Source organism: Terasakiella pusilla DSM 6293 (assembly GCF_000688235.1).
GTDB lineage: Bacteria > Pseudomonadota > Alphaproteobacteria > Rhodospirillales > Terasakiellaceae > Terasakiella > Terasakiella pusilla.
Genome location: NZ_JHYO01000002.1, coordinates 128,635 through 146,687 on the forward strand (window position 1 = coordinate 128,635; position 18,053 = coordinate 146,687).

General features: G+C 50.4%; 15 protein-coding genes. 13 read left to right on the plus strand and 2 right to left on the minus strand.

Going from position 1 to position 18,053, the window contains the following annotated elements; translation table 11 throughout:
• Positions 1–326 precede the first annotated feature (326 nt).
• The 13 genes from Q397_RS20620 to Q397_RS0102025 all read left to right on the plus strand — a co-directional run bounded on the left by Q397_RS20620 (position 327) and on the right by Q397_RS0102025 (position 16,013).
• Positions 327–2,441 (plus strand): NosR/NirI family protein, encoded by a 2,115-nt coding sequence (locus Q397_RS20620; RefSeq protein WP_240475009.1) that lies wholly within the window; start codon positions 327–329, stop codon positions 2,439–2,441.
• Positions 2,442–2,517: 76 nt separating this feature from the next.
• On the plus strand, positions 2,518–4,446 hold the full coding sequence (nosZ, locus tag Q397_RS0101965) for a TAT-dependent nitrous-oxide reductase (protein ID WP_028877987.1): 1,929 nt from the start codon (positions 2,518–2,520) through the stop codon (positions 4,444–4,446).
• Between the two features lie 65 nt (positions 4,447–4,511).
• Entirely contained in the window at positions 4,512–5,807 is a 1,296-nt protein-coding gene (locus tag Q397_RS20625; RefSeq protein ID WP_084148897.1) for a nitrous oxide reductase family maturation protein NosD, read from the plus strand.
• Positions 5,804–6,733 (plus strand): ABC transporter ATP-binding protein, encoded by a 930-nt coding sequence (locus tag Q397_RS20630; protein ID WP_038012638.1) that lies wholly within the window; start codon positions 5,804–5,806, stop codon positions 6,731–6,733. Before Q397_RS20625 ends, Q397_RS20630 begins: the two co-directional genes overlap by 4 nt.
• Positions 6,730–7,560, plus strand: coding sequence for an ABC transporter permease subunit (locus Q397_RS0101980; RefSeq protein ID WP_028877988.1), 831 nt, complete (start codon positions 6,730–6,732; stop codon positions 7,558–7,560). The genes Q397_RS20630 and Q397_RS0101980 overlap by 4 nt, the downstream gene beginning before the upstream one ends.
• The gene (locus Q397_RS0101985; protein WP_028877989.1) at positions 7,557–8,102 is read left to right on the plus strand and encodes a nitrous oxide reductase accessory protein NosL; all 546 of its coding nucleotides are present in this window, start codon (positions 7,557–7,559) and stop codon (positions 8,100–8,102) included. The genes Q397_RS0101980 and Q397_RS0101985 overlap by 4 nt, the downstream gene beginning before the upstream one ends.
• 196 nt (positions 8,103–8,298) lie before the next feature.
• Positions 8,299–8,814: an RNA polymerase sigma factor gene (locus Q397_RS0101990; protein ID WP_028877990.1), complete on the plus strand. Its 516-nt coding sequence runs from the start codon at positions 8,299–8,301 to the stop codon at positions 8,812–8,814.
• A gap of 83 nt (positions 8,815–8,897) precedes the next feature.
• Positions 8,898–9,896 (plus strand): FecR family protein, encoded by a 999-nt coding sequence (locus Q397_RS23765; protein WP_051609614.1) that lies wholly within the window; start codon positions 8,898–8,900, stop codon positions 9,894–9,896.
• 87 nt (positions 9,897–9,983) lie between these two features.
• Positions 9,984–12,398 carry a TonB-dependent receptor gene (locus Q397_RS20640; protein WP_051609615.1) on the plus strand — a complete coding sequence of 805 codons (2,415 nt, stop codon included), beginning with the start codon at positions 9,984–9,986 and terminating at the stop codon, positions 12,396–12,398.
• Entirely contained in the window at positions 12,399–12,791 is a 393-nt protein-coding gene (locus Q397_RS0102005; RefSeq protein WP_028877991.1) for a hypothetical protein, read from the plus strand.
• Entirely contained in the window at positions 12,788–14,056 is a 1,269-nt protein-coding gene (locus Q397_RS0102010; protein WP_051609616.1) for an MFS transporter, read from the plus strand. The genes Q397_RS0102005 and Q397_RS0102010 overlap by 4 nt, the downstream gene beginning before the upstream one ends.
• Positions 14,049–15,209 (plus strand): MFS transporter, encoded by a 1,161-nt coding sequence (locus tag Q397_RS0102015; protein ID WP_028877993.1) that lies wholly within the window; start codon positions 14,049–14,051, stop codon positions 15,207–15,209. Before Q397_RS0102010 ends, Q397_RS0102015 begins: the two co-directional genes overlap by 8 nt.
• A 189-nt stretch (positions 15,210–15,398) precedes the next feature.
• Positions 15,399–16,013 carry a LysE family translocator gene (locus Q397_RS0102025; RefSeq protein ID WP_028877994.1) on the plus strand — a complete coding sequence of 205 codons (615 nt, stop codon included), beginning with the start codon at positions 15,399–15,401 and terminating at the stop codon, positions 16,011–16,013.
• A gap of 13 nt (positions 16,014–16,026) precedes the next feature.
• Here Q397_RS0102025 and Q397_RS0102030 read toward each other — a convergent pair whose 3' ends face one another.
• Together Q397_RS0102030 and Q397_RS20645 are read right to left on the minus strand one after the other, a co-directional pair.
• A complete protein-coding gene (locus Q397_RS0102030) occupies positions 16,027–16,956 on the minus strand; it encodes a helix-turn-helix domain-containing protein (protein WP_028877995.1) in 930 nt (309 codons plus the stop codon).
• Positions 16,957–17,048: 92 nt separating this feature from the next.
• Entirely contained in the window at positions 17,049–18,032 is a 984-nt protein-coding gene (locus Q397_RS20645) for an XdhC family protein (protein ID WP_051609617.1), read from the minus strand.
• Positions 18,033–18,053: the final 21 nt, after the last annotated feature.

Sequence of the window (18,053 nt, forward strand, 5' to 3'; positions counted from 1 at the left end):
CCAAGCAGTGATATAGTGAATTGTTTTGCTGTTAAACTTAGTTAAGCATCATATAAAGTACTCTTTTTAATAAAAAGTTTCAATAAAATACTATTTATTTTCAAATAGATATAACTTGACGATTTTATAAGTAGCATTTATTTTACTTCTTATAAAGACATGACACATCCTTCTTTTCAAGATGAGCGAGTCGTCCGGTGCAGTGTATTTTCCTTTCTAATTTTCCTAACAGCATGAAGCTCAGTCGCTTCGCTCAACTCCTTTGTGTGGGCGTCTGTCTCCTGTTTTTTTCATCGGTTCTGCATCAGGCGTTGGCTGATGGTGCTTTGAGTGAATATGTCCAAGACCTTGATCCGGCTGAGCTGGTGCCCGGTGCCGATCGGGTGGGGACGCCTGCGGGGGCACCGCCGATCGCGCCCGTCTATAAGTCAGACGATTTGATCGGATATATTTATCTGAATACCGACTTTGTGGATGCCACGGGATATTCAGGTAAGCCCATCCATATCCTTGTCGGATTGGGACCGGACGGGACGATTCTGGGCTCCAAATTGGTTGAGCATCACGAGCCGATCGTCTTAATCGGTATTCCTCAGCGTAAAATTGAAGGTTTCTTGGGCGGGTATAACGGGGTCAACGCCTTTTATTCGGCAACAAAGGACACGGATAAAAAAGCACCTGACTATGACATCGTCAGTGGGGCGACCGTGACGGTTATGGTCATGGGGGACAGCCTCATGAGGTCAGCGTTGCGCGCGTACCGCCAGATCACCGGAGAAACAGCACAGACGCAAGAAGCCCGCGAACAGCGCGTGGTTGATGGGGAAGCCGGCGAGGTCACAGATTGGCAGACCTTACTGGGCAACGGCGCGATCCGGCGCATGCACTTGCATACCGGCGAAATAAACAGCGTCTTTGCCGATGATCCCAAAGCGGCAAAATGGCCGCTTAAAGAAGCGGATGAAGACACTTTTATCGACCTTTATATGGCGGTGGTAAGCCAGCCGGCGATTGGCAAAAGCCTTTTGGGGGAAGAAGAATTTGCACAACTCCAACAGGATTTAAAGCCGGGCTATGATGCGGTCCTGATCACGGCAGGCGGTCCTTATTCCTTTAAAGGGTCGGGCTATGTGCGCGGCGGCATCTTTGATCGTATCGAATTAATTCAACGCAGCGAAACGGTCCGCTTTCATGATCGCCAACATCGTCGCCTGGGACGGATTGCGGCAGAAGGCGCACCAGAGTTTAAAGATGTGGATGTGTTCATTGTACCAGATACATTTGAATTTAATGCCGCTGAAAACTGGTCTTTAAAATTATTGGTCCAACGCCAAACCGGGGCGCTGAGTAAAGCTTTTCGATCTTTCACATTGGATTACCGGCTGCCGGATCAATATGTTCAGGTGATCAAACCCGTTCAAGCACAGCCGGAACAGGCCGTGACTGTCGAGGTCCGCACAGTTCCTCAGCCGCAGGACGGGCAAAGTCTAGAGAATATCTGGCAGAGTTTGATCGGTGCGCCGAATGCAGACAGTCCTTTATGGATGCGTATCTGGCAGAGCAAGCTGGTGTCAATCTCCATACTGGGGTTGATGCTGGTGGTGGTGACAGCGATCTTCTTCTTTCAGGACTTTTTAGTGAAGCGTCCTGTGCTGTTTGATCGCATTCGTGTGTCCTATCTGGTGGTGACGTTGGTCTGGTTAGGCTGGGTAGCTCATGCGCAGTTATCGGTTGTCAATATTCTGGCGTTTTTTGGCGCGGTTCGAAGCGGTTTTCAGTGGTCCACCTTCCTTGTTGATCCATTGATCTTCATCTTGTGGTTTTCAGTCGCAGCGGCCCTTTTATTTTGGGGACGCGGCCCTTTTTGCGGATGGTTGTGCCCCTTTGGTGCTTTGCAGGAGTTAAGCAATCGCCTTGGGCGTTTGGTTAAACTGCCGCAGATTAAAGTGCCGTGGTATGTGCACGAACGTCTATGGCCCCTGAAATATATCATCTTTATGGTGTTGTTCGGCGTGTCGCTGACTTCCCTCAGTCTGGCTGAAAAACTGTCTGAAATTGAACCCTTTAAAACAGCAATCATCCTTCAGTTTATGCGGGAGTGGTGGTTCGTCTTGTTCGCTGTCTCTTTGATCCTTGCGGGCTTGTTTATTGAACGTTTCTTCTGTCGTTATCTCTGTCCTTTAGGGGCGGCGTTGGCCATCCCCGGTCGTCTGCGGATGTTTGAATGGCTAAAGCGCTATCGTGACTGCGGCAACCCGTGCATGCGTTGTTACAACGACTGTCCTGTGCAGGCCATTCACCCTGAAGGGCACATTAACCCGAATGAATGCATCTCCTGTCTGAATTGCCAGGTTTTGTACCATGATGACCGGAAATGTCCGGTCGTTATCCAGCGTCGTCTGAAACGAGAACGACGTGAAGCCCTTAGCTCATCGGGCTAAGCGCCGGACTTCCGGCAACACCGCAGATCTTCATGACACGGTGGACTTAAATCTCTTTTTATCCATGGAGGAAAAGATGACAAATGAAAATGATGGCCCTAAAGGCTTTGACCGACGCGAACTGCTGAGCCGAAGTGCTAAATTCGCGACGATGGCGGGTCTTATGGGGGGCTCAGGTGTTGCTGGCGGTGTCGGATTGGTTGCGGCCTCCAGCTCGGCGCAGGCGGCTTCATCACACAATAAAGCAGAAGTCGGGCCGGGTGAGCTGGATGAATATTATGGCTTCTTCTCAAGTGGTCAAACCGGGGAAGTCCGTATTCTGGGTATGCCGTCCATGCGTGAATTGATGCGCATTCCGGTCTTTAACCGTTGTAGCGCAACCGGCTGGGGGTCGACCAATGAAAGCCGGAAAGTCCTGACAGAAGGGCTGACGCCTCGCACCAAAAAGTTTTTGGAAAATCGCGGGGATATTTACCTCAATGGCGATTTGCACCACCCGCATATGTCTTTCACGGACGGGACCTACGATGGCCGCTATGTTTTTGTAAATGACAAGGCAAATAGCCGCGTTGCACGTATCCGTTGCGATGTCATGAAGTGCGATAAAATCATTGAAATTCCAAATATGCTCTCCGTTCATGGTTTGCGCCCGCAAAAATATCCGCGTACCGGTTATGTTTTTGCCAATGGTGAAGACCGCGTGCCGCTGGTGAATGATGGCAGCATTCTGGATGAACCGGATAAATACCACGGCATGTTCACGGCTGTAGATGGCGATACTATGAAGGTTGCTTGGCAGGTCATGGTTGATGGTAACCTTGATAACGTGGATACGGATTATCAGGGCAAATACGCCTTTTCTACCTGTTACAACTCTGAAGGGGCCGTGACGTTGGAAGGGATGACATCTGCCGAACAGGATTGGATGGTCATTTTTGACATTGAACGTATCGAACAAGCCGTCAAAAACGGTGATTTCAAAGAATATAATGGCGTGCCGGTGATTGATGGACGCCATGGGTCGCGTTACACCCGTTATGTGCCGGTCCCGCAAAGCCCGCATGGTATCAACACGGCCCCCGATGGTATTCACGTTGTCGCAAACGGCAAGCTGTCACCGACCTGTACGGTGTTTGATGTGCGTCTCTTCCCCGATTTGTTTAATGACAAAATCAAACCTCGTGACACCGTTGTTGCAGAACCGGAATTGGGGCTTGGCCCGCTTCATACGGCATTTGATGGTCGGGGCAATGCGTATACGACGCTGTTTATTGATAGCCAGATGTGTAAATGGGATATCAAAAAAGCGATTGCGAAATTTAAAGGTGAAGATGTTGAGCCGATTTTGCAAAAGCTGGATGTGCACTATCAACCGGGCCATAACCATACCTCTATGGGGGAAACGGCTGAGGCAGACGGCAAATGGTTGCTGACGCTTAATAAATTCTCAAAAGACCGTTTCTTGAATGTGGGTCCGTTGAAACCTGAATGTGATCAGTTGATTGACATTTCCGGTGATGAAATGAAGCTGGTTCATGATGGGCCGAGCTTTGCAGAACCGCACGATGCCATCATCGTGCATCGCTCCAAAGTTAATCCGCGCCAGACGTGGAAACGTGACGACCCGATGTTTGCCGATGCGGTAAAACAGGCGGAAAAAGACGGCGTCGATCTGGAAGATGCAGAGCACGTCATCCGCGATGGCAATAAAGTCAGAGTTTACATGTCGTCCTATGCACCAAACTTCAGCCTTCCGAAATTTACAGTGCGTGAAGGTGATGAAGTCACGGTCTATGTCACCAATATTGATGACGTGGATGATTTGACGCACGGCTTTACGATCGCAAACTACGGTGTTGCGATGGAGGTTGCGCCCCAAGCCACAGCCTCGATCACGTTCACAGCCGATCGTCCGGGCGTTTATTGGTATTACTGCCAATGGTTCTGCCATGCGCTTCATATGGAAATGAAAGGCCGAATGCTGGTTGAGCCCAAATCAGCATAAGGAAAGGGGGTGGAGTGGCGCTCTTGCTGCTCCACTTTTTTCGCCATGAGGACGGGAAGAAAAAAATGTCTATCAAATTAACGGCGTCACGCGTGTTCAGGTTTGTTTCTCTGATCTTGCTTTACGGGGCTTTCTCCATTTCAGTTCTAGAAGCGGCAGAAAGGCAGGTTGACGCAGGGCAAGCCTTGCAAGACAGCGTCGATCAGGCGAAACCCGGTGATGTGTTGCGTTTAAGCAAGGGACATTTTCAAGGTCCGGTCTTGATTTCAAAGCCGCTATCCCTCATCGGTCAGGCGGGAACCGTGATTGAGGGCACAGGGCAGGGCAGTGTCATTGAGATAACGGCACCGGATGTCCGCATTGAAGGGATGACAATTCGCGGGTCCGGGCTTGACCTGCCGAAAATGAACTCAGCCGTTTTGGTACGTCAGACGGGCGAACGTGCGATCATTATCGCTAACCGATTGGAAGAAAATTTGTTCGGGGTCTATCTGCATGGGGCCGCCGGATCTTTGGTCAAAGACAACATCATCGTCGGGCGCGCAAATATGCGGATGTCGGAGGCTGGAAATGGGGTGTCGATCTGGAATGCGCCCGGTGCCCAAATCATTGGAAATGATATTCGCTATGGCCGTGATGGTATCTTTGTGACCACCAGCAAGAAAAATGTTTTCAAGAATAACAGGTTTGAAGATTTACGTTTCGCCATTCATTACATGTATACAAACGACAGTCAGGTCATCGGCAATTTGTCGCGTAATAACCATATCGGCTGGGCCATCATGTATTCAAATAAGCTGGATATCCGCGACAATGTGAGCCTGCAGGATAGAGATCATGGGCTGATGCTTAATTTTGCAAACAGCTCAACCATTACAAATAACGTCGTGCGAAACGGCAAGAAGAAATGCGTTTTTATCTATAATGCTAACAAGAATATGATTGCACAGAATGTGTTTGAAGGATGCCCGATCGGGATACATTTCACGGCGGGGTCTGCGAATAACCAGTTTCTGAAAAATGCGTTTATCAATAATCGAACTCAGGTCAAATATGTGGGGACCCGTTTGCTGGATTGGGGCGAAAATGGCGCGGGGAATTATTGGAGCGACAATCCCGCTTTTGATCTGGATGGGGACGGGATCGCGGATCGACCGTATCGGCCCAATGGGGCAATGGACCAGATTTTGTGGCGCTACCCACAAGCCAAAATCCTGTCGAATAGCCCCGCGGTCAAACTGATCCGTTGGGCGCAAGAACGGTTTCCCTCAATTTTGCCGGGCGGTGTTGTCGATACCTCCCCCTTGATGGCCCCGCCCAAGACAGTCCTGAAAATAGAACAGAAAAGGGGTGCAAAATGACCTCTGTTGTAAACGTAAAAAATGTCAGCAAGCAATACAAAGGCTTCAGCGCCCTGAGCGATATCTCGTTCCAGTTAAAACGAGGGGAGATTGTTGCACTGGTTGGCCATAACGGGGCCGGTAAAACCACTTTGATGAAATTAATGCTGGGATTGATCCAGCCGTCACAGGGGGAAGTCTGTATCAATGGCCAGAATCCAAGTGGCGCAAGGGGCGCAGATGTGCGCCGCGAAATTGGCTTTTTACCCGAAAATATAGCGTTTTCAGGCGCGATGACCGGGCTTGAAGTCATGGCTTTTTATAGCCGGATCAAAGGGGAGCCAGCCAAAAAAAGTGCAAACCTTCTGGAAAGAGTGGGACTGGCAGATGCGGGCACCCGTCGTGTGTCCACTTATTCCAAAGGGATGCGCCAACGGCTAGGCTTAGCGCAAGCGTTGATTGGACATCCTCAATTGTTGCTGCTTGATGAACCGACCACAGGGCTTGATCCGGCGCTTCGGCGGGAATTTTATACCATGCTGGAAGAGCTGCGTTCACAAGGTGTCGCGGTGATTTTGTCCAGTCATGCGCTGGATGAAATTGAAAGTAAAGCAGACCGTTTTGTCTTGATCAGCAAAGGCCGCCTGTTGGCGTGTGACCATCTGGCCGACTTACTGGTAAAAACCGGGCTGCCCGTTCAAATTTCTGTGCAGGTTGCCACCTGTACAACCCAACAAGTGATCACGGCGGTTGAGGGGTGTGCCGATGTGGATCACCGCACAGAGGATCGTTTGCGCTTAAATTGCCCTCAGCGGGACAAGGTGACTTTGCTTCGCAAGATTGTTGATCTTGGTGACTTGGTGAGGGATGTGGAAATCAATCAACCGGGGCTGGAGGCCATTTACCGTAGTTTGCAAGCTCATCAAGGACGGGAGGAGTTGTCATGAATGCGATTTTCATTATTGCGCTACAAGAAGTTCTCACAGGTTTGCGCAATAAGTGGGTTCTCTCAACCACGCTTCTGTTAGGGGCGTTGGCGTTGAGTTTGACCTTATTGGGCAGCACACCAACCGGCGGCGTGGGCGCTGATTCCCTGTCGGTGGTTGTGGTGAGCTTGTCCAGCCTCAGTATTTTTTTAATCCCCCTTATCGCTCTGATGTTGTCTTTTGATTCAATTGTCGGGGAAGCCGAACGCGGCACGTTACTGTTGCTTATGGCTTATCCGTTGGCACGGTGGCATCTGATTGTGGGTAAGTTTCTCGGTCATATTTTTATCTTACTTCTTGCTATCGTTATTGGCTATGGGATGGCCGCCCTAGCGCTCGCCTTGGAAAGCGAAGCTGCCGTTGAGCTGGATTGGTCAGTGTTTGGCGGATTGATCCTGAGCTCTATTTTGTTAGGGGGCGCCTTCCTTGCAGTAGGGACTTTAATCAGCACTCTGACGGTGGAACGGGCGACCGCTGCGGGTTTGGCTGTTGCGTCCTGGTTTGTGCTGGTCCTGATATATGATGCAGCCTTGTTGGGCCTGCTAGTCAGCGCGCAGGACGGCGGGATGAATAGTGACCTTCTTAATCTGTTTTTACTTGCAAACCCGGCAGACGCATTTCGTCTTTTAAATTTAACAAGCACAGAAACTGTGCGCACACTGTCTGGTATGGCAGGGGTGGGGGCAAATAGTGCCCTTTCGTCCGGGGTTTTGTTTGCCTCTTTGGTGGTGTGGATCTGTGTGCCTTTGTGCATAGCAATCGGTGTTTTTCTGAGGAGAGAGCCATGAGACGACTTTCAGCGACCCTGCTTGTCCTGGGGGGAGTGTTCTTGTCAGGATGTTTTGAGCAGGCGAAGACGGAAACTCCGGGGCCGCAGGAATTTACATCCGAAGATGCGGGACAGATTTGTGGCATGTTGTTAAGCGATCATGCGGGCCCTAAGGGGCAAATCCACATTCCAGCTCAACAGCAGCCCATGTGGTTTACGACGGTGCGCGATACGCTTGCGTATTTGCGTATGCCGGACAGTGCAAATCAGATTTCTGTCGCCTATGTCAGTGACATGGGAAAAGCCCAAACTTGGGCCGTCCCCGGTCCGGGGGCATGGGTGAAACTTCAAGATGCCTTTTTTGTGATCGATAGTGAACGCCAAGGCGGCATGGGCGCACCCGAAGCCATACCTTTTAGCCAGCGTAAAGATGCAGAGACATTCGTTTTGGAACATGGCGGCGTTATTGTGCGTCACCATGATATTCCCCATGCATATCTCTTTGAGTTGCCACACGGGAGCGAGGTTTCAGAGGGTGATCCAGCCGCTCTCCATGGTTAAGGATGTACTAAGCGGCGCTGTTTAAGGGCGTAAGGCGCACGCCCTGTTTTCAGACACGCCCGATCGGAGCTGTTGTAATATTAATTGACAATGAGTTTCATTATTAATAGGAAAGAGGGCAAGAGTATTTAAATTTAAATGGGCGCGTCTATGGCTGAACATTCAATTTGGCAGCAGAATCTGAGAAAGGTTTTGAATGTCTGCGTGTGAGCCACAGGATTGGGCGTCGCATTTTTTTGAAAATCAGGACGACCTGTTTCGCCTGTTGACCAAAATGGTGGGGGACCCGGATATTGCCAAGGATTTGGTGCAGGATACCTATATCCGCGTGTCTCAAGGCAATAGTGTCAGCGGTGTCAAAAACCCCAGAGCCTATCTCATCACCATTGCCTCCAACTTGGCGCGCGATTTTTTGCGCAAACGTACAGTACGTGCGGAAGTGGGGGATGAAGATGGTCGCATTGAAAGTATCCCCTCACAAGTTGTCAGCCATGAACGGCGGATCTATGACCGTCAACGCTTAGCGATGGTAGAACAAGCGATTAAAGAGCTACCCGCCAAATGTCGCGAGGCCTTTATCTTGCGTAAAATCGAGGGGTTAAGCACTGAGGAGATTGCGCTACGTATGGGGGTGAGCCGCAATATGGTTGAGAAAAATTTACGAAAAGCGCTGAACCTTACCCGTGAGTATATGAAAAAAAATGACCATTGATGTAAATTTATGTTCCTCTTTTCCTCGGGTAAAACGTCTTATAATCAGGCAGCTATCTGCAAAACGTGGTAACTGAAAGCGCAATGAACACACAAAATCATAAGATGTCGGGATACGACCCAAGCTGGTCTGCGGAGGAGCAGGCGCAGTGGTGGGTTGTTCAGATGGACCTATATGGTGATGATGTAGAGCTGCACGCCCGCTTTGAAGACTGGATTGCCCAAGATATCGCCCATTCCGTCGCCTATCATCAAAACGACAGTTTGTGGGAAGATATGGCGTTTGCGATCACGCCAAGCCCTACACCAACAGTCCAGCTAAACGATCAGCAAAAATATGATGGAAGGATGCGGGTTGCGCGGGCATCCAAGCGCACAGGTCGCTGGATCGGTGCCGGGTTGATTGCATGTTTGGCAGTGCTGACGGTTTGGCTGATGCCACAGCTGCGTCTGTATGGCGCAGATTATGCGAATTTGTCCAATGAGGTTGAGCGTTTGGTCCTTGAGGATAAAACGATTGTGTTCCTCGATAGTCAAAGTGCCATTGATGTGCGTTATCACCCAGATCGTCGCGAGATTAACCTGCTTTCCGGTCGTGCTTTCTTTGAGGTAACGCCCAATAAAACGCGCCCGTTTATCGTCCATGCGGCGGAAACTCAGGCCCGTGCGTTAGGCACCGCTTATGGTGTACGCCTTGAGGATGAGGTGGTTCAGGTCAAGGTGCGTGAAGGGCTGGTTGGTGTTTCGCGTGATCAAGGTGACGAGCTGGTCCGTTTACAGGCGGGGCAGGGCGTACGTCTGGCCGGACAGAACGATCATGTGGAAAAAACGATCTTGCCACAAACCGATTTTGGCTGGCTGACAGGGCAGTTGACGGCGGAGAATTTGCGCGTTCCTGACCTGTTGACGGCGTTGGAACGCTATGTCCCCGGTCGTGTTGTCCTGATTGGACAGGCAGTGCGCGAAAAAACTTTGTCCGGTCGGTTTGATACTGAAAATGCAGCACAAGCTATTGATGATGTTGCGCTTTTGCTGAACCTGGATGTGGTGCGTGTCACGCCTTATCTCACAATTTTGAAATAATTTTCAAAAAAAGATTCCTCATTTTGTCAGGCTGCTCGTCTTCCTAATAGTGTTATTAATAATTAATATCATAAAAGGAAAGACGTTGTGGATACCGCAAAACTAAAATCAAAATTTTTTGAGAGATTACGAACTTCTACATGCGCAGGTGCCTTGGTTCTTGCTGTTGCTGTGTCACCTGCCTTTGGGGATCAGGTGAAATATGACATTGATATCCCGGCGAGCACGTTGGACAAGGCGTTGAATGCATTTGGCACACAGGCCGGTGTCAACATCATCTATGAAGGCCGTTTGCCCACAGGTTTGTCAGCCCCGCGTTTAAACGGTGCATATGATCTGGAGACGGCATTGCAACACCTGTTGGGCGGCAGTGCGTATACCTATAAGATCCTGTCCGATAAAAGTATCGCGATTATCCGCAGCAAAGCCCAAAGATCGGAACATACACTTGATGCGATGATGGTCACAGCGTCACGTGCAGAAAAACCGGTTTCTGCGGTCCCCGGTTCTGTGGCGATTATTACATCAGAAGAAATTCAGCGGGAACAGGCGCTTGGTGGTGATCCGGCAGCCTTAATCGGTAAATATATTCCGGGGTATGCCTTGAACAACGAGTCATTGTCCGGTGCGTCTGAAAGTTTTCGTGGCCGTAGCGTGCTTGTGATGGTGGATGGGGTAACGCGTAGTACCCCCCTTCGTAACGCAAGTCGCGTTATCTCTACCATTGGTTTGCAAAATATCAAACGTATTGAAGTCGTCAGCGGCGCAAGCAGCATGTATGGGGCGGGGGCGTCTGGCGGGATTATCAACCTGATCACGAAAGAAGCGGCGGAAAAAGGGATGGAAGTGACCGTCTCCGGCTTCTTGACCGCCTTTACCGCAGATATCGGCGATAGCCTGAGTCCTGAGCTGAGTGTGGATATCAGCGGCACGCAGGAAAAGTTTGATTATCTGTTCAACATCAAAGGCAAAATGTCACAAGATACCTTTGATGGCGATGGCAACCTGCAACCGTCCGATCCGTTTTTGGGTCAAGGGGGGCTGGATAATACCAAAAATCTGGATATGACAGCCAAGGTCGGCACCAACTTTAAGGGACAACGTCTGGAACTGACCCATAACACGGTCCTGATGGACCAGAAGCCGGATTATTATGCGGATTATTCCACACCAAGAGTATCGCCGGATCTGGATAACCCCTATGTGGGGGACTCTGTGCGTGAACAATCCCACTATACAACGCTGACCTATACAAACGATGACGTGGGGATCGGTAGTTTGGATCTTCAGGTCTATTATAACGATATCGACAAGCGTTTTGCGTTTGTGCCTCAATCCTCGGCCAACACGTTTGTTTATTACGCAAACGGTCAAATCAGCCCTGATGGTCAAACAACCTTGAAGACCAAACAGATCGGGACGCGGGCAACTGTGGTGACGCCCCTTGATCAATTGGTTGAAGGCGCGGACCTGACCTGGGGGAGCGATTTTTCATTCGATGAAACCACTCAGGTCTTTAATGATGGTGTCAACGCGATTGCCCCGATGGAACAATATGCCTTCTCCGCCTTCGCGCAAGCGTCCACACCTGTTGGGGATCTGGGCAACGTTACGGGCGGTGTGCGTTACGAGCGCTTCTCGCTGGATATTAAAGACTTCCTGCGACCACGATATAATATTCAGGGATTGGGGACATCGACCGCGCGTTTTGTCCATGGGGATGAGAAAACATATAACGCCTTGGTCTGGAGTATTGGCGCGGTCGGTTATGTGACCGATGAGTCAGAGGTCTTTGCCGGTTTCTCTCAAGGCTACACGATCCCGGATATCGGGGCGTTCACCCGTCGTGCGGGTGCTGCAACAACCGCGCAACTTTTGAGTACAGCCGATGTCTATCTGGATGATGTGGTCCCCGATGCACAAATCGTAAATACTTACGAGCTTGGCTATCGGGGGGATTGGGGGAAATATCGCCTGAACACCAGTGCCTATGTCAGCACGTCCAAAAAAGGCGTGACGATTGATTCCAGCAGCCTGACATTGTCCCAGCAGAAAGAACGTATCTGGGGGGCTGAATTTACCGGTGAAACGTCTGTGACTGATGATATCTCGGTCGGGACGGTCTTTTCTTATACGGAAGGGGTTTATGACTCCGATAAAGATGGCAAATTGGATTATCACCTGCCGAACAACCGTATCCCGTCGCCTTATCGTTTGACCCTTTATGGGGATTTTGCGCTGCCTTATGAAGCGGATTTGCGTCTTGAATCTGTCGCTTCATCTGGGCGCAGTGTCTATGATGGCTCCAACACCGTTAAACTGGACCCGTCTATTGTCTTCAACATGGCGGTATCTATGCCGCTGTTGGGCGGGACCGCACAAGTCGGGGTCAAAAACATTCTGGATAATCAATATGATAACCAAACAGCGTCGGCTGTTCGTAACCGCAATGTTGCGGGTATGGGCCGCACCGTCGGCCTTGGCTATACGGTGAAGTTCTAGATGTTTGAGTATCAGGAAAAGCCGGAAAGTCAGTTTGTGCTGACTTTCCATGCCCCCTTCACAGCCGATGATGAGGAGGTCTATCTGGCCTCCCTTCAGGCGTTGTCCGATGTGCGTAAACCCTATGTCGTCATCGCTATTTTTGGCGGCAACACCCACCTGAGTGATGAGGCCCGCAAAGGACAAAATCTATGGTTCAAGGCCCATCGCGAAACTTTGGGCTGTTATTGTCAGGGGCTGGTTCGGGTGTCGGCAAACTATGGGGACGAAGAGCTTGGTCAGGACACCAGCAACTACGGCAAAGCCATGCCGTTTCCAGTCCTGAATGTGCAAGATGTTGATAAGGCCCGCACCTGGGCCACAGCTTTGTTAGCGGGTGAGGCGATCGGATGAGTGTGATGAAAGGGCTCAATCTGCCGAAGCCGGTGCGCGGCGTTCAGTTGGCTTTGATCGGTTTATATATTGCGCAAGCGATCCCGGTCTATCTGTTCGGGGCGGCCCTGCCTGCCATCTTCCGGGAACGGGGGCTGGATTTGGCAACGATTGGATCTTTAGGCGTTCTGATGCTGCCTTGGATTATCAAGTTTTTGTGGGCACCGTGGGTCGATCGGTTTCAACCGAAATTTTTAGGGCCGCGTAAAGGCTGGATTGTGCCGTTACATCTATGTGTCGTGGGGCTGGTGGTTATTTTTGCCTTTCTTGATCCGGCAAAAGATATTCATCTGTTTTTCCCGCTGGCGATGACTTTGGCGTTGATGAGTGCGACGCAGGATATAGCAACAGATGGCTATGCGGTTGAACATTTGACGGCTGATCAATTGGCGTTTGGCAATGCAATTCAGGGCGGCAGTATCGCGGCTGGCGTGTTAATCGGCGGGGCGAGTACGCTTTTTTTCTATGATTATTTTGGCTGGACCGTGGCGGTTTTAATCGCAGCCGGTTTGGCTTTTCTCTCGCTTGTGCCTTTCTTATGTGTGGCAGAAACTGTGGGACGTGTGGATCAATCCACCGACCAGCCCGTGCCGTCCCGTCCGTCTCTGCTGAATTTTTTAAAGCGTAAAGAAGCCCGCAGCCTTTTGTATTTTGCCCTGATCTTTCGATGCAGTGAAGGCTTGGTTAAGGCGATGGAACAGCCCTTTATGGTGGATAAAGGGTTGTCTTTGTCGGCGTTGGGGCTGCTTAGTGGCGGGGCTGCGGCAACTGTGGGGTTAGGGGGCGCGGCCATTGCGGCGTTGCTCATTGCCAATACGGGGCTAAAACGGTTTTTATGGGGGATCGGCCTATCGCGTACCGTCTGTTTTGTCGGCTTTTTTGTGGCGGCGTTTCTGGTGAGTGTCAGCCCGTGGTTTCTTGTCGGTCTATCGTTTTTAAATACGGTCATCCGATATATGGAACTGGTCGGGCTTTATAGCTTGTTTATGAAGGGAAGCTCAAAGGGGCAAGCGGCAACGGACTTTACCTTCCTTGCCTGTGCCAACTTGTTTGTTTATATGCTTGGCAGCATGCTCAGTGGCGTGATCGCGCGCTCTTATGGGTATGAGGTTCTGTTTGGTCTGGCGTCTGTGTTGTCCTTGATCGGGATTGTTTGGGCCATGCAACAGTTGCGCAGCGTGCAAAGCAGTGTCTTACAGTTACAGTCAGCCGCGGAAAATGCCTAAAGTTTTCCTGTGTCTGGCGTTGCTGTTGGGATTGACGCAATCTGCCATCTTGTTACTTGTCCCCGCCATTTTGGAAGCAACGCAAATTGCGTTTTTCGCCATTGGCGGGGCCATTTTCGTCGGGGCGTTCGTGCGTATCCTGTGCGCCCCGCTTTGTGGTCGTTTGTCCGATTGGATGGGGGCAAAGCGTGTGATCGGGGGCGCGTTGATCTTGATCGCGGCAAGTTATCTCTGTCTGATTTTCCTGTTTATGGGCGATGGAGACAGCGCGATGGTCTGGCTGGTGCTCAACCGGGTCTGTGTGGCAGCAGGCAGTGCAGGGGTGATGCCTGTTATGCAAAATGTCCTGTCGGCACGCTATGTTGACAAGGCGCTGTCAACCAAAGTGGCCCTTCTAAACAATGGCTTTTATGGCGGTATCTTGTTCGGGCCGGTGATGATGGTGGCCTTTATGCAGCTAAACACGCTCTTGCCACTTTATCTGCTTCTTGCGTGGTCCATCCTGTCTTTCTGCTGGTTGTTGTTTCCTTGGCAGACGGATCATCTTCACGGGCGATCCACAAACACAGGGCAGGCCCGCCAAATCAAGATATGGGGCCTGTTCCCCATCTTCCTCAGTGAAGGGCTGTTCTGTTGTGTGATCGGTGGTCTGCAAATCATTCTTGGGGTCTATGTTCAGGATAAACTGCAGGTCTCACCCCAGACAGCAACTTTGTATTTAAGCGGGCTTTTAAGCCTGACGTCGGCAAGTATGATTGTGACCCAACTGATCTTCGCACGTGTCGCGAAAGTGCAAGGGGCGGTGCTGATCTTTATCGCCGTGTCAGGGGGCTTGGTGGGGGTTATTTTTTTGCAGGTGGCGTCCTCGCTCTGGTGTTTTTACCTTGCGATGGTCTTTATCGGTTTGGGCACGTCCTGCCTGCACCCGTGGGGCGTCTGGGCGATCAGCAAGCGCCTTGACACACAAAACAAAGGCTGGGCACTTGGGCTTCTCAGTGCAAGTGCGACCGCGGGAAATGCGCTTGGTGCGGGTCTTTTCCCTCTGTTGTTTGAGACCAAAGCCGATGCCGTCTTGGCCCCGATGGCCGTCATCCTGCTTTTTATTGGTGTTTTCCAACTCTGCTATAGATGCCGTTTGCGGGAAAATGGATGAAGTTGGCATCGGTAAAAAAAGCGGTTGAACGAGGTGTTTCAAGAAACGGCCCGAAAATGTGGACAGCTTTTTTAAAAAATGTGTTCTGGTCACTGCATAGCCGTCGCAAAACCATCGTTTTATTAAAGACAAGTTGTCTCATTTCTGGTATCGCGGATGATATGAGAGTTTGATTTTTATGAGTGTAAAATGTCCATCGAAAGCGCGATTTCGTTTTTTATTGCCGTTCTGATCTTTGGTGTCACGCCGGGGCCGGGTGTCTTTGCTATTTTGGCGAAAGCACTTGTTCAGGGCAGTCGTTCCTGCGTTCTGCTGGCGATGGGGATGACCATTAGCGATATCATTTATCTTATTGCGGCTTGTCTCGGGCTTGCGGCGATTGCCACCCATTTTGGGGAAGTGTTTACCGTGATCCGCATCATTGGCGCGCTTTACCTTGCGTATCTGGGCTGGAAAATGTGGTCAGCACCGGTTGATCTAACCCCGAAGGCCAGTAAAGACAGCAAAACGGGCCATGCACTCAGTTTTTTGCAAGGTTTTTTGATTTCCGCGTCAAATCCTAAAGTGATCTTGTTCTATATCGCGTTTTTGCCGACTTTTATGGATTTAACCGTCCTTGATGCGCAAGATATCGTTGTGGCGTCTGGATTGACTTTTGTTGCTTTGATGATCGGCCTTATGGCAATTGCCGTTTTTGCCTCCAAAGCACGCCGCCTGTTCACGTCAGAAAATGCCGTTCGCCGCTTAAACAGAAGCGCCGGGTCCATCATGGTGGGGGCAGGCGCTTATCTTCTGTCGCGTTAGGGTGGATCGGGGCTTAATGCAGGGCGTTTTGGGCGCGATATTCTTTTGGGCTTTGACCAATTTTCTTTTTAAACAATCTGGAAAAATACTGCGGATATTCAAAACCAAGCTGATACGCGACTTCGGCAACCGTTTTATCGGGTTGCAGCAGAAGGTTTTTCGCTTCATCAAGCAGGTACAGGTGAATATGTTCAATCGCGCTTTTACCTGTCTCCGCCTTCAGCATATCGCTTAAATAGCGTGACGACATCTTTAGTTGATCTGCGATGTCTTCGATTTTAGGGCTGCCGGACAGATCAATTTTTCCATCTTCAAAATACTGTTGAATGGCATCATTAAATCTAGAGACGACTTCATGGGACATGGTGGTGCGATTGAGGAACTGGCGCTTGTAGTAACGGTTGGCGTATTTGAGCAACGTATCCAACTGAGAGAGCAAAAGTTCTTTACTGAATTCATCCTGATTGTTTTGATATTCCTGATGGATGTTCATCATCAGTTGACGCATCAGCTTTTCTTCTTTGGGGGAAAGATGGAGGGCTTCATTCACGGCGTAGGAAAAGAAGCTGTATTTTTTCAGGGTATTATGAAGCTCATGCCCTCTCACAAAATCTTCATGAATGAAAATCATAATGGCTTCTTTGGTCACGACAACCTGATGACAGCTGATTTCCTGACGTGGGGCGACAAACATCATGGAGCCGTTGGTGAAGTCATATTTTGTGCGGCCATAATGCATTTCACCAGAGACAATCTGTTTGATGGCAATCATATAAAAATCTGAGGAATAGGTGAAGTCGGGGGTCGTACAGATATCTACGTCCCCGATTGTGCTGGTACTTTCTTTATGACAAACCGCCAGCAGGGGATGTTCCGGTTTTGGCAATTCCATGGCTTCCATAAAATCTGCGATGGTGCTGAAGTGCATTTTGTTTTGTGTCATGATCTCATCTATAAACTCATCGAGGGCGCCGTGGGGAGGCTAACAGCTAGGGTAGATGTTGGGTGTGAGGCCCCTCTGTCAAGCTTTTAGCCTCATTCTGCTGCCAGTCTTATAGTCTGCGGTGTGATTTTTTCATGTAAAACCGCATGGGCCTCTGCCAAAATGGACAGGGCGATGCTTTCGGGGAGTTGTCCGCCAATATCCAGTCCGGCCGGGCCGCTAACCGGGCAGGGCAGATCAAAGTCGGTGATGCCCGCGCGTTCCATCACTTGGTCATAGCGATGACGCGGGCCCAATAAGGCGATGTGCTTTAACGAGGTACCTTGCAGACAGGTCAACCCTTGGGCATCCAGATTGACGCTATGTGACATCAAAACAGCCGCATCCACTTTTTGATCCTTGATGTAATGCGTCAAGCTTGTGTCGAGCTTTCGTAAGATCGCATCAGCTTTCGCGAAATAGTCTGCTCGTGCGTTGGCGGCGCGCGGGTCGACAAGGCTGACACGCCAGCCCAGTTCTTTTGCGATGGTGACAACAGGGCGCGCATCGATCCCGCCGCCGATGACCAGTAGATGGGGCTCGGCAATAATCGGGGTGATCAGCCAGTCGTCTTTCAGGATGGTTTTGGGGCTGTGATCGTTCTCGCCCTGTTTAAAATAGGCCAGTGTGTCGCCAATTTTTTGATGGTAGGTGCCGGATGTGCGTGCTTGCAACGCCTCATAGACTGAAGTGAGCCCCAGATCATTTTCCCGGCTGAGGGGTTGAAGCATGATATACACCTTGCCACCGCATCCGATGCCCAATTGGAAGGAGAGATCATCTTCATCTGTGGCATCATAGCACAGTGTCATGGCACGCCCCGTGCGCATCACCTTGCGGGCGTTACGGATGATATCAGCTTCCAGACAGCCGCCGCTTAGCAAACCGAATTGTTGACCATGCCCGTTGATCATCATCATCGCGCCCGCCTTTCTATAGGCAGACCCTTCGGTTTTATAAACCGTTCCCAAGACCCATTCTGTGTCATGCTTGGCCTTGATCCATTCGGCCAGCAATGAAGACAAATGATTACTCATGTTGGTCTCCTTCTTTTAGGT